Source organism: Geodermatophilus ruber (assembly GCF_900114385.1).
In the GTDB taxonomy this organism is placed as follows: Bacteria; Actinomycetota; Actinomycetes; order Mycobacteriales; family Geodermatophilaceae; genus Geodermatophilus; species Geodermatophilus ruber.
Genome location: NZ_FOSW01000013.1, coordinates 59,507 through 71,116 on the forward strand (window position 1 = coordinate 59,507; position 11,610 = coordinate 71,116).

Sequence of the window (11,610 nt, forward strand, 5' to 3'; positions counted from 1 at the left end):
CGGGGGCCGCGCGTCGTCCCAGCCCCGGGCATCGGGGCAGGGAAGTCCGGTGACCCACGGACGCCAGCTCGTCCGACCGCGACGGGGAACCGACCGCCCGAGCGCCGGGGACCTTCGGCACTGTGTGCTGTTCGAGGGCGTCGCCAGGCTTGAATCCCGTTGTAGGGGGCGCAGCTGGTCATGCTCTGTTCCCACGTCAGGCCGAACACCTACCAGGACTCGTTGCGGCTGATGCAGCTGAGCCGGGCCCTCGCGGATGTTCCTGGCGTCGACCGGGTGTCGGTCGTGATGGGCACCCCGGCGAACAAGGAGATGTTGCGGAACGCCGGGCTCGATGTCGACGGCCTGGACGAGGCCGGGCCGACCGACCTGGTCATCGCGGCCGGCGTCGCAGATGCCGCCGCAGCGGGGGCCCTGGTGGCGCGGGCGCATGGACTGCTGACACCCCGGGGGCCGAGGTCCGGCCGGTCCGGACCACCCACCGTGCGTTCGCTGGACCGGGCGGTCGCCGTACTCGACGACGTGAATCTCGGTCTCGTCTCCATCCCCGGCGAGTACGTCGCCGGAGAGGTGGATCGGCTCCTGGACCGCGGCATCCATGCGTTCGTCTTCAGCGACAACGTGAGCATCGACGATGAAGTCGCGCTCAAGACCCGGGCGATCGAACGCGGTCTGCTCGTGATGGGGCCCGACTGCGGAACCGGATGCATCCGCGGGATCCCCCTGGGCTTCGTCAACGCCGTCGACGACGGGGCGATCGGACTGGTCGGTGCCTCGGGCACCGGTCTTCAGGAGGTCATGGTCCAGATCGGCCGGCTCGGGGGCGGGGTGTCCCATGCGATCGGGGTCGGCGGACGAGACCTGAGCGCTCGCGTCGGGGGTGTCATGTGCCTGCAAGGGCTGCGCGCGCTCGACGACGACGTGGCCACCGACGTCATCGTCCTCGTCGGCAAGCCCCCGGCACGGCGGGTCCGCGACCGGGTGATGGGCCTCGCCGGTGGGCTCTCCAAGCCGGTCGTGGCCGTGCTCCTGGGGGACCGCGGGAGCGCACGGGTCGACGGTGCCGTGCGCCATGCTCGAACGCTGGAGGAGGCCGCGAGGGTTGCCGTCGAACTGGCCGGGACCAGGGCCGGCCGGCCGGTCACGCCCCGACCCGAGCAGCGGTGGATCACCGGCCTGTACACGGGAGGGACGCTGGCCGCCGAGGCCGCCCTGCTGCTCGCCGATTCGCGCACCGGGCGGGCGAGCGGTGCGCGCGGTCACGAGGTGATCGACCTGGGCGACGACGCGTACACGCGCGGCCGGCCGCATCCGATGATCGACCCGGGTGCGCGGAACCAGCAGATCGGCGCGGTCCTCGAGGACCCGGAGACCGCAGTCCTGCTCCTGGACGTGGTGCTGGGCTACGGGGCGGCGGCCGATCCCGCCGGGGCCCTCGCCCAGGCCGTGGTCGAGGGACTGGCGAAGGTCCAGGCCGACGGCCGGGACGTCGCGGTGGTGGCCTCGGTGTGCGGCACCGACGACGACCCGCAGGGCGCGAGCGGGCAGATCCGCGTGCTCGAGCAGGCCGGCGTCACCGTGCTGCCCAGCAATGCGGCCGCGGTCCGGCATGCCCTCGCCCTGGTGGAGCGGCGCGCCGGGGCGAAGACTCCCGGGCCCGCACCGGCCGAACCGGTCCGGCGACTGCTCTCGGAGACACCGCGGATCGTCAACATCGGGTTGCGCGAGTTCGCCACGTCGCCGTTCGAGCGAGGTGCCGAGATCGTCCACCTGGACTGGCGACCCGCCGCGGGCGGTGACCGCCGAGTCCAGTCCCTGCTCGCCCGGCTGAGGTGAGCCACTGACCCATGAGGCCGCGCAGGACCATCCGAGTGGAGGAACGATGACGACGTATGCATCACTCGACGAGGCGAACGAGGCGATCGCGCAGAAGATCAGGGACGCGCAGCCGCGACTCGTGGACGTCGTGCCGGCCAGGAACGTCATTCCCGCACTGGAGGGCAGGCTCATCCTGCACGCCGGGCCACCGATCGCGTTCGCGGACATGCCCGACCCCATGCAGGGCGCGGCGATCGGCGCGGCGATGTTCGAAGGCTGGGCGGGGGACGAGGCCGAGGCCCGCCGCGTGTGCGAAGAGGTGCAGTTCGCCCCGAATCATCACCATCGGGCCGTCGGGGCGATGGGCGGAATCCTGACGGGGAGCATGCCGGTGTTCGTCGTGGAGAACGCCACGGACGGGAACCGCGCCTACACGACGATGCACGAGGGGGAAGGCAAAGTCCTCCGCTTCGGGGTCTACGACGAGTCCGTGGGCGACCACCTGAGGTGGATGCGCGACGTCCTCGGCGCCGGCTTGTCGAGGGCGTTGCAGCTGTTCCCCGACGGTGGGCTGCCCATCAACCCGATCCTCGCGCAGGCGGTGACGATGGGTGACGACTTCCACGTGCGCATCAACGCCGCGTCCAGCCTGATGTTCAGGGAACTCGCACCGAGACTCGCGCGGGCGGGCCTGCCCCAGCAGGATCTCCAATCGGTGCTCGACTTCCTGTCCGGCAACGTCAACTTCTTCCTGACGTTGGGGATGGCCGCCGGCAAGGCCACGTTGGATGCCGCCGCCACGATCCAGGACGGTTCGGTCGTCACGTGCATGACCCGCAACGGGCGGGAATTCGCCATCCGGGTCAGCGGGCTCGGCGACCGCTGGTTCACCGGCCCGCTGGACCAGCTCGAGACCTTGTACTTCCCCGGCTACTCCGATGCGGACGCCTGTCCCGACACCGGCGACAGCGCGATCATCGAGGCATACGGATTCGGGGGCCCGGTGGCGGTCGCCGCACCGGCCGTGCAGCAACTGGTGGGAACGGGCGAGGGCGGCTTCGCCGAGGCGCTGGCCACCAGCGAGGAGCAGGCGGAGATCTTCGTCGGGAGCAATCCGAACATGCCGATTCCCAACTGGGACTTCCGGGGTGTGCCCGTGGCGATCGACATCCGCAAGGTCGCGGAGACGGGGATCGCACCGCTGATCACCACCGCCGTCATGCACAAGAAGGCCGGGGTCGGCCAGGTGGGGGTCGGGAAGGTCCGCGCCTCCATGCCGTGCTTCACCGCGGCCCTCGAGGCACTCGCGGAGGCTCATGGGGCGGCGCCGCGCTGAGAATCAGCGGCCCCCGGGCCGGGATCGGCCGGTGCGGGCACCTGCGGCGGATCACCGGCGCAGAGGATGACGTCCTGGCCGCCGTACCGCTCCTTGAGCCGCACGGTGGCCAGCGCGCCGGGATCGAGCGCGACCAGCCGCTCGCGGGTCACCGCGTAGCACCGGTAGCCGTCCTGCCGGCACAGCTCGGCGAGCAGGGTGCGCAGCCGCACGGTGCCGGGCAGGACCTCGACGAACAGGGTCGGCCGCCGCTCGGCCAGGTGGTCGCGGCAGGCCGCGAGCAGTGCGTGCTCCTGGCCCTCGACGTCCAGCTTGATCAGGTCGGTGCCCGCCACCAGCCGCCGGACGTCGACCGCCGGCACGTCGATCGCGGCGGTGACGTTCCGGGCCATGTCCTCCGGCAGCTCGGTGCCCGGGGCCAGGAAGGCGACGGTCGGCGTGGCCAGCTGCTCGGCGGGCACCAGCAGCCGCACCGAGGCGGGCGCCGGGTCGGCGACGGCGGCGGCGACGACGAGCTCCACGGAGGTGATCCGGTTCAGGGCGAGGTTGGCCCGGCAGATCCGCGCGGAGAGGGGGTGCGGCTCCACCGCCACGTGCCGGCCCCCCGGCGCGGCCCGGCCGGCCTGGACGGCGAAGTACCCGACGTTCGCGCCCAGCTCCAGGCTCGACCGCGCGGCGCGGCAGCAGGAGCGCCACCAGGGCAGCAGCTCGGGTTCCCAGCCCTGCACCCCGTACCAGTAGAGCTGGGCCAGCACCAGCGAGTCGGCGGCGACGAGCTCCAGGTCCGGGTCGTCGACCAGCCGGAAGGTCGACACCGATCGCGGGATGCCGCCCTCCCGCAGCGCGCGCAGCAGCGCCCGGCGCACCCGGCCGGGCGGCGGGGAGGAGGGGAGCGGCCGCCGAAGCGCGTCGGCGACCGGCAGCGGTAGCCGGCCCACGACCGCCCGGGCCGCCGCCCGCGCGACCGGCCGGATCGGGGGAGGCCGGATCATCGCCCGGCCACGACGCGCAGCTCCGCGACCAGCTGCGCGGCGGTCTGCGCCCACGTCGGGAAGGCCCTCGCCCGCCGGGCGGCGGCGGCTCCCATCCGCCGGCGCAGCGCCGCGTCGTCCACGAGCCGGCGCAGCGCCGCGGTGAGCGCGGGCACGTCGCCCGGCGGGACCACCAGCCCCTCCTCGCCGTCCCGCGCCAGGTGCGGCAGGTTGCCGGCGGCGTACCCCACTACCGGCAGGCCGGCCGCCATCGCCTCCCCGTACACCGTGCCGTAGGGCTCCCGGGTGCTGGCCAGCGCGAAGACGTCCGCGGCGGCGTAGAAGGCGGCGACCCCGGCGGCCGGCAGCGGGCCGTGGACGACGACCCGCCCGGCCAGGTCGGGCGCGGCCAGCCGGCGCCGGACCCGGGCCGCGTATCCCGGCTCGGCGTCGGGGTCGCCGACCAGGTGCAGCGTGCCGGCGTCCCCCGGCAGCCGGCCGACCGCATCGAGCAGGTCGAGCAGGCCCTTGCGCGCCACCCAGTTCCCGACCGACAGCAGGGCCGCGCGGCAGCCGGACCGCAGGTCGCCGGGAGGTTCGCCGGGCGCCGGGGCCACGTCCCGGCCCGGCGGGACGACGCGCAGCCGGTCGCGGGGGAGCCCCGCGGCCGCCAGGTCGTCGGCGAGCGCCGCGCTGGCGGCCAGCAGCGGGTCCGCGGTCCGGTAGGCCCACCGGTCGAGCAGCGCCTGCGACGCGGCGCGGACCCCGTCCGAGTCGATCCCCCCGGGTGGCTGGTGCAGGATCGCGGCCACCGGGACGGCGGGCCGCCGCAGCGGCAGCCAGGGGGCGAGGTACCCGGCGGCGATGCTGTCCAGCAGGAGGACGTCGGGGCGCTGCCGGGCCACCCGCCGCAGCACCAGCGGGCCGGCGGCCACCGGCAGCGGGTACGGCGCGGCCGGCACGGAGACGAACCGCACCCGGGCGCCGAACCGGGGCGCGAGCGCGGCGATCCGCCGGTGGTAGAGGTAGCCGCCGGTGAGCGTGGCGGGGTCGCCGAGGGTCACCAGCGAGACCATCAGTGCATGCGGATCGTCCACGTCGCCCCCACCCCGTTCGGTGCCGGCGGGCTGTTCGGCGGCGGGGAACGCTATCCGGTCGAGCTCGCCCGCGCCCTGGCTCCGCACGCGGAGGTCGAACTGGTCACCTTCGGGCCCCGTCCCGGGCAGCGCCGCGACCCCTCCGGGCTGCGGGTCCGCACCCTGCGCCCGCTCGGGCACGGGCGCGGGCACCCGGTCCACCCGCTGGCGCCACAGCTGGCGTGGGCGCTCGACGGCGTCGACGTCGTCCACACCCACCACACCCGCAGCGCCCCGAGCCGGGTGGCGGCGCTGGCCGCGCGGCTGCGGGGGCAGCGGCTGGTGACCACCGACCACGGGCTCGGCGGGGGCGGGTGGCTCGGCCTGCTGCCGGCGCTGTTCGATCGGTTCCTCACGGTGTCGCGGTTCTCCGCCGCGGTGCTCGGCGTCCCGGCCGCGCGCACGCGGGTGATCTACGGCGGGGCCGATCCGCACCGGTTCAGCCCCGATCCGGAGGTCCGCCGCGACGGCGTGCTCTTCCTCGGGCGGATCACCCCGCACAAGGGGATCGACGTGCTGGTCCGGGCGCTGCCGGCCGGCGCGCGGCTCACCGTGGCCGGCACCGGCGGGCACGACGCGCGCCCGCCGGCGCGGGGCTACCCGGTGCTGCTGCGCGAGCTCGCCGGCGGGAAGGACGTCGCCTTCGCCGGGGCGGTGCCCGACGCCGCCCTGCCCGCGCTGCACCGCGGCGCCGCGGTGTTCGCGCTGCCCACCGTCGCACGGGACTGCTACGGCCGGTCCTTCGCCATCTCCGAGCTGCTGGGCCTGTCCGTGCTGGAGGCGATGGCCAGCGGCACGCCGGTGGTCGCCAGCCGTCTCGACGGGTTGCCGGAGGTGGTCCGGGACGGGGAGACCGGGTTCCTGGTGACCCCGGGCGACGTCGACGAGCTCCGCGACCGCCTGGCCCAGCTGCTGGCCGACCGGGCGCTGGCCGCGCGCATGGGGGCGCGCGCCCGCGAGCTGGTGCGCGAGCGGTTCACCTGGGCGGCCTGCGCGCAGCGGTGCCTGGCCGCCTACGAGGAGCTGGCCCCGTCGAGCACGGCGGTGTAGCCGCCGAACGCCGTCGGGGACTCCCAGACGCGCACGGCCAGCGTGACCCCCGGCAGCCGGCCGAGCGCGGTCGCGAGCTGCCCGTGCACCCACCGCGCGAACACCTCGACGGTCACCGCCGCCACGTCCGGCAGCACGCGGTCGAGGTCCGCGCCGTCGACCCGGGCGGCGGCCTCGCCCAGCGCGCCGTCCAGCAGGTCCAGATCGACGACCATGCCGCGCTCGTCGAGGTCGTCCCGGCGGACGACGACGTCGAGCCGGTAGTCGTGCGCGTGCCGCTCGCCCTCCGGGGGCGGCAGGCCCGGCATGACGTGGAACGCTCTCACCTGCCGCGCTGTCCCGGTCTCGTACATGCGGTCATGGATAGCGCAGCGCGACGTGCAGCACACCGGGTTCGCGGCCGTCGAGCGCTGCGTAGGCCAGGGCCGCCTCCTCGAAGTCGAACTCGGTCGTGGCCAGCGCGGCCAGCGGCAGCTCGCCGAGCAGCGCGCCGGCCGCCCGGCGGCGGCGGGGGATGTCCCAGCGGTCGCCGAGCCGGGCCGGGACGGTCGACACCTGGCTGCTGCGGAGCGTCAGCCGGCGGCGGTGGAACGCACCCCCCAGCGGCAGGGCCACCGGCTGCTCCCCGTACCAGGACCCGACCAGGACGGTGCCCTCGTGGGCGAGCAGGGGCAGCGCGCCGGCCAGGGCCGCGGGGGAGCCGGACAGCTCGACCACCAGCGGCACGCCGCCGGGCGGCAGCCCGGCGAGCAGGTCCTCGGGGGCGACCGCCGGGAGGCCGAGCGCGCCCGCCAGCTCCCGGCGCTCCTCCAGCGGATCGGCGGCGAGCACCGTGGCGCCGGCCCGCTGCAGCAGCAGCGCCGTGAGGACCCCCACCGCGCCGAGCCCCAGGACGGCGACGGTCTCGTGCGCCACCTGGCCGGCGTCGAGGCTGAGCTGCAGGGCGGTCTCGACCAGCGGGAACAGCGTGGCCGCGCGCGGATCGGTGCCCTCGGGGAGCACCACGACGTCGTCCTCGGCCACCACGAACCGGTCCTGGTGCGGGTGGAAGGCGAAGACCGTCGTCCCGGCCGGGACCGCTGCGGTGCCGAGCTCCACCTCGCCGACACAGCTGTAGCCGTACGGGAACGGGTAGCGGAAGCTGCCGCCCAGCGCGCCGAGCCGCTCGTCCAGCGGCAGATCCGGGTCCAGCAGCCCGCGGTAGCAGAGCAGCTCGGTGCCGGTGCTGATCCCCGAGAACCGGGTGCGCACGACCAGCCGGCCGGGGCCGGGCTCCGGGAGGTCGACCGGCGCCAGCCCCACGCGGCGCGGGGCGAGGAACAGCAGTCGGCGGGCGGACAGGCCTCTCACCTCCCGGCGCATCGGAGCACGTCGATCCGGGCTGCGCGACGGTAGCGTGCTATCCCCTTGCCGCGTGCGAGGGAGGAGACGGGCGCATGGTCCATCCACCGCTGCAGGCCGGCGGGGCGGCCCCCCGCGAAGTGGCCTCCGTGGCGCTGCCGACGCCCTACGGCCAGTTCCAGGCCCGCGCGTTCGAGACCGCCACCGGGCACGTCCACCTCGCGCTGGTGTTCGGTTCGGTCGGCGACGGGACCTCGTTGCTGACCCGGCTGCACTCCGAGTGCCTGACCGGGGACGCGATCGGCTCCCTGCGCTGCGACTGCGGGGTCCAGCTGCGCACCGCGCTGCGCGCGGTCGCGGCCGAGGGCCGCGGCGTCGTCCTCTACCTCAACGGCCACGAGGGCCGGGGCATCGGGCTGGTGGACAAGCTGCGGGCCTACGTGGAGCAGGACGCCGGGGCCGACACCGTCGACGCCAATCTGCGGCTGGGCCTCCACGTGGACCTGCGCGACTACGGCGACGCCGCGGCGATCCTGAGCGCCCTGGGCGTCGCCTCGGTCCGGCTGCTGTCCAACAACCCGGCGAAGGCCGACGCGCTGCTGCGGCACGGGATCGCGGTGGAGTCCCTGCGGTCGCTGAGCACCGCAGCGCACCGGCGCAACCGCGCCTACCTGGAGACCAAGCAGGTGCGGCTCGGCCACCGGCGGCCCACCGGCGAGCAGCTGACCGAGGTGCCGGGCACCCCGGTCGACGTCGGCGCCCTGCTCGGCCCGCTGCGCCCGCTCGCCGACCGGCCGAGGGTGGTGCTCAAGTACGCCCAGACGCTCGACGGGCGGATCGCGACGCGCACCGGCGACGCACGGTGGATCAGCGGGGAGGCCGAACGCCGGGTGGCGCACGCGATGCGCGCCGGCTGCGACGCGGTGCTGGTGGGGGCCCGCACCGTGCTGCAGGACGATCCGCAGCTCACGGTGCGGATGGTCCCCGGCGCCTCACCGCTGCGCGTCGTCCTCGACACCCGCCTGCGCACGCCGCTGAGCGCGAAGGTGCTCTCCGACGACGCCGCCACCCTCATCCTGTGCGGGCCGGGCGCCGACCCGGCACGCCGCCGCGGCCTGGTGGCGGGAGGGGCGACCGTGCGCGAGGTCGCCGGCGGGCCCTCCGGGCTGCGGGTCGACGCGGTGCTGCGGCTGCTCCGCTCGCTCGGGGTCGTCTCCCTCCTCGTCGAGGGCGGCGGCCGGGTCATCACCTCGATGCTGCGCGCCGCAGCGGTCGACCGCGTGGTGGTGTCGCTGGCGCCCATGATCCTCGGGGCAGGCGTGGACGCGGTCGGGCCGCTCGGGACCACCCGCGTCGCCGACGGCGTGCGGCTGGTCAACCGTTCGGTGTACCTCGCCGGCGACGACGTCCTGCTCGGCTACGACGTGCACCCCGCCCCCGCCGAGCTGCCCTGATCCCGTGCTCCGCCGGCCCCCTCCGGGCCGCGTCGGCCTCACCCTCCGGACGGTCCCTGTCACGCAGCTGTGCGGACCGTCGGGCTGTCCTGGGGATCCGGCGGGCACCGCGCGGCGGAGCGGACACTGGGTTCACGGGCATCTCCCAGCCCGGGCACGGGAGCCGAGCAGCTCCCGCGCGCACCGTCGTCCTCCGACCGCACAGGAGGGACGCAGATGCAGACCGACGCCTCCGGGACCCGCCGCAACCGTCCGGCGCCCTCCCGGGACCACGGCACGCGCTCCCTGGTCCTCATCGGGGGCCTGCCCGGCGCCGGCAAGACGATGCTGCTCTCGGCTCTCCTCGGCAGCTCCCCGCCCGGCGTGGTGACGGTCGACTCCGAGCAGGTGGCCGCCCGGCTGCGCGCGGCCGGGATCGGGCTGCCGTACCGCCTGCTGCGGCCGCTGGTGCACCTCTGGCACCGGCTGCGGGTCGGCCGGGCGATCCGCGGCCCGACCCCGGTCGTGGTGGTCACCGATCCGATGACCAGCCCCCACCGGCGCACGGCCCTGCTGCGTGCCGCCGCCCGCGCCGGCCGGGCGGTCCGGCTCGTGCTCGTCGAGGCCACGCCCGAGGAGGCCTTCGGCGGTCAGCTCACCCGCGGCCGCGCCCTGACCTCCCGGGCGATGCGCCGGCACACGCGCCGCTGGGCGGATCTCCTGGCGGCGGCCCGTTCCGCCGACGGCGTCCCCGGCATCCCCGACACCGTCGTCGTCCGGCGGGCCGAGGCCGGCCGGCTCGGTCTCCGCGACCTCCTGGGGCAGGGCGCGGAGGGGCTCGGACGTGGTGCACCCGCCGAGCGCCTCACCGCAGCGGGACGAGACCCGACCCGTAGGCCGCGATGACCGCCCGAGTGCGGGAAGGTCAGGCTGTCCCCGCGGGCGATCAGGCGGACGGCGTCCACGATCCCAGCGGCATCCGGATCTCCATCAGCACCACGTCGGGCCGCAGGGAGGGTCGCCGGGTGGGTGCTCCGTCGTCGCGACGCGTGACACGGGGGCGCCGCTCGGTCCGGGCGTGCCTGCGCCCCCGCCGGCGGGGTCGCGCGGCGGGGTCGGCGGTATCGGGGGTTCGGGTGGTTCGGGGGTCAGGCGGCGCGCAGGTCTGCCGGGCCGGTGCGGATCTCGGTGCCGTCGGGGCGCCAGGTGCGCCAGCGGCCGTCGGGTTGTCGGGCGAGGCGGAAGCCGTGGTGGACCTTGGTGTGGTGCCGCTCGCACAGCAGCGCCGAGTTCTCCAGGCTGGTCGCCCCGCCGTTGATCCATTCCAGCAGATGGTGGACGTCGCACCAGTGGGTCGGCGCGGAGCAGCCGGCGAACACGCAGCCCCGGTCGCGGGCCTCGACCGCGCGGCGCAGGTGCGAGCTGACCAGCCGGTGTTCCCGGCCGAGATCGAGGGGGACCCCGTCGGGGCCGAGCACGATGCGGGTGATGCCCGCGTCGCAGGCGATCCAGCGGGCCCGGGTGGCGGAGATGGTCGCCCCGAAGCCGGTCTCGGCGGCGGCCGGCCCGGTGGCCGGGCCGGCCAGATCGGCGAGATCCACCCGGACGATCAGGTGTGGCTTGACGGTGCGCAGCATCGGCAGGGCGCCGGCGGCCAGGGCGTTGTCGCAGAGCTGGACGAGGGCGTCGGCCAGCATCTGCGGGCGGGAGCGCTCGTCGCTGGCGCTCCGGCCCGCCTGCACGATCGGCTCCAGCGCGGTCTGCAGCTTCTCCCCGCCGACGGCGTCCAGGTCGAAGCGGCCGGTGAGGCTCCCGTCCGGGTGCTTGGCGAGGCGCAGCGTGCGGCCCGCGGTGGGGTCCGGCTCGGGCCCGTCCTGGTCGAGGCGCTGCAGGTAGTGGTGCACCACCTGGGCCAGGCCGGCGTGCGACCGGCCGGTGGCCACCTCCGTCAGGGTCGCATCCACACCGGCGAGGTCGACGTCCTGCGCGGCGGCGAGGGCCAGCTTGTCGGGACGGGTGATCGGCTCGACCACCGCCACCTGATCCGCGGTCACCCGCCCGCCGGCATGGGCGGCGGCCAGCGCCGGCAGCTGCTCCAGCGCGCGGCCGTTGTGCACCAGCTGCCGGGCGGCGGCCGCCGACAGCCGGGCGTGCCCGCGCAGCCAGGAGGCCATCGTCGTCAGCCCGTCGTGCTCGGGCGCCTGCGCCAGCTCTCCGCGCCGGACGGTGCGGGCCAGCTCGGCGTCGAGCCGGTTGCGGGCGGCCACCAGCGCACGGGTGCGGTCCAGCAGCTCGGGGGCGCCGCACCCGAACAGGTCCTCGCCGGCCAGCCCGTCCAGCGCCGCGGTCAACCCGGCCACGGCACCCCCTCCACCACCCGAACACATGTTCGAATCCTAGCGCGAAAGGGTGGGCCCGACCAGGCGAATCCCCAGGTCAGAGACCCGTCCACAGATTGGTTCCCGCCCGTGCGGCTCGCGGCGGCTGCCCTGCCTGGTGCTGCCTGCTGCTGATGGCGGTCGCCG

Annotated in this window: 10 protein-coding genes; 5 read left to right on the top strand and 5 right to left on the bottom strand. The window is 75.7% G+C overall.

Annotated elements, in window-relative coordinates; all coding sequences use genetic code 11:
• Positions 1 to 180: 180 nt before the first annotated feature.
• Positions 181 to 1,836: an acyl-CoA synthetase FdrA gene (fdrA, locus tag BMZ50_RS18445; RefSeq protein WP_091327840.1), complete on the top strand. Its 1,656-nt coding sequence runs from the start codon at positions 181 to 183 to the stop codon at positions 1,834 to 1,836.
• A gap of 46 nt (positions 1,837 to 1,882) precedes the next feature.
• Positions 1,883 to 3,154: a YlbE family protein gene (locus BMZ50_RS18450; RefSeq protein WP_091327843.1), complete on the top strand. Its 1,272-nt coding sequence runs from the start codon at positions 1,883 to 1,885 to the stop codon at positions 3,152 to 3,154.
• Here BMZ50_RS18450 and BMZ50_RS18455 read toward each other — a convergent pair.
• On the bottom strand, positions 3,133 to 4,146 hold the full coding sequence (locus tag BMZ50_RS18455) for an FkbM family methyltransferase (protein WP_091327847.1): 1,014 nt from the start codon (positions 4,144 to 4,146) through the stop codon (positions 3,133 to 3,135). The two genes, BMZ50_RS18450 and BMZ50_RS18455, sit on opposite strands and share 22 nt — an antisense overlap.
• A complete protein-coding gene (locus tag BMZ50_RS18460) occupies positions 4,143 to 5,222 on the bottom strand; it encodes a glycosyltransferase (RefSeq protein WP_091327849.1) in 1,080 nt (359 codons plus the stop codon). Before BMZ50_RS18460 ends, BMZ50_RS18455 begins: the two co-directional genes overlap by 4 nt.
• Here BMZ50_RS18460 and BMZ50_RS18465 point away from each other — a divergent pair.
• Positions 5,208 to 6,311 (top strand): glycosyltransferase family 4 protein, encoded by a 1,104-nt coding sequence (locus tag BMZ50_RS18465; RefSeq protein WP_091327852.1) that lies wholly within the window; start codon positions 5,208 to 5,210, stop codon positions 6,309 to 6,311. The genes BMZ50_RS18460 and BMZ50_RS18465 overlap by 15 nt on opposite strands.
• On the opposite strand, the gene BMZ50_RS18470 is transcribed toward BMZ50_RS18465, so the two are convergent.
• Both BMZ50_RS18470 and BMZ50_RS18475 read right to left on the bottom strand, forming a co-directional pair.
• A complete protein-coding gene (locus BMZ50_RS18470) occupies positions 6,275 to 6,664 on the bottom strand; it encodes a 6-pyruvoyl trahydropterin synthase family protein (RefSeq protein WP_091327855.1) in 390 nt (129 codons plus the stop codon). The genes BMZ50_RS18465 and BMZ50_RS18470 overlap by 37 nt on opposite strands.
• A gap of 4 nt (positions 6,665 to 6,668) precedes the next feature.
• Positions 6,669 to 7,661 carry a zinc-dependent alcohol dehydrogenase gene (locus BMZ50_RS18475; protein WP_177212875.1) on the bottom strand — a complete coding sequence of 331 codons (993 nt, stop codon included), beginning with the start codon at positions 7,659 to 7,661 and terminating at the stop codon, positions 6,669 to 6,671.
• A gap of 86 nt (positions 7,662 to 7,747) precedes the next feature.
• On the opposite strand from BMZ50_RS18475, the gene ribA reads away from it, so the two are divergent.
• A complete protein-coding gene (gene ribA, locus BMZ50_RS24350; RefSeq protein ID WP_177212876.1) occupies positions 7,748 to 9,106 on the top strand; it encodes a GTP cyclohydrolase II RibA in 1,359 nt (452 codons plus the stop codon).
• Between the two features lie 216 nt (positions 9,107 to 9,322).
• A complete protein-coding gene (locus BMZ50_RS18485; protein WP_091327862.1) occupies positions 9,323 to 9,991 on the top strand; it encodes an AAA family ATPase in 669 nt (222 codons plus the stop codon).
• 242 nt (positions 9,992 to 10,233) lie between these two features.
• Here the strand turns inward: BMZ50_RS18485 and BMZ50_RS18490 are convergent, their stop codons facing one another.
• Positions 10,234 to 11,445 carry an HNH endonuclease signature motif containing protein gene (locus BMZ50_RS18490; protein WP_091327865.1) on the bottom strand — a complete coding sequence of 404 codons (1,212 nt, stop codon included), beginning with the start codon at positions 11,443 to 11,445 and terminating at the stop codon, positions 10,234 to 10,236.
• Positions 11,446 to 11,610: the final 165 nt, after the last annotated feature.

What these genes read in the sequence shown, in the direction of transcription:
- fdrA (WP_091327840.1), top strand. Translation starts at nt 181, where the DNA reads ATGCTCTGTTCCCACGTCAGGCCGAACACCTACCAGGACTCGTTGCGG.
- BMZ50_RS18450 (WP_091327843.1), top strand. Translation starts at nt 1,883, where the DNA reads ATGACGACGTATGCATCACTCGACGAGGCGAACGAGGCGATCGCGCAG.
- BMZ50_RS18455 (WP_091327847.1), bottom strand. Translation starts at nt 4,146, where the DNA reads ATGATCCGGCCTCCCCCGATCCGGCCGGTCGCGCGGGCGGCGGCCCGG.
- BMZ50_RS18465 (WP_091327852.1), top strand. Translation starts at nt 5,208, where the DNA reads ATGCGGATCGTCCACGTCGCCCCCACCCCGTTCGGTGCCGGCGGGCTG.
- BMZ50_RS18470 (WP_091327855.1), bottom strand. Translation starts at nt 6,664, where the DNA reads ATGTACGAGACCGGGACAGCGCGGCAGGTGAGAGCGTTCCACGTCATG.
- ribA (WP_177212876.1), top strand. Translation starts at nt 7,748, where the DNA reads ATGGTCCATCCACCGCTGCAGGCCGGCGGGGCGGCCCCCCGCGAAGTG.
- BMZ50_RS18485 (WP_091327862.1), top strand. Translation starts at nt 9,323, where the DNA reads ATGCAGACCGACGCCTCCGGGACCCGCCGCAACCGTCCGGCGCCCTCC.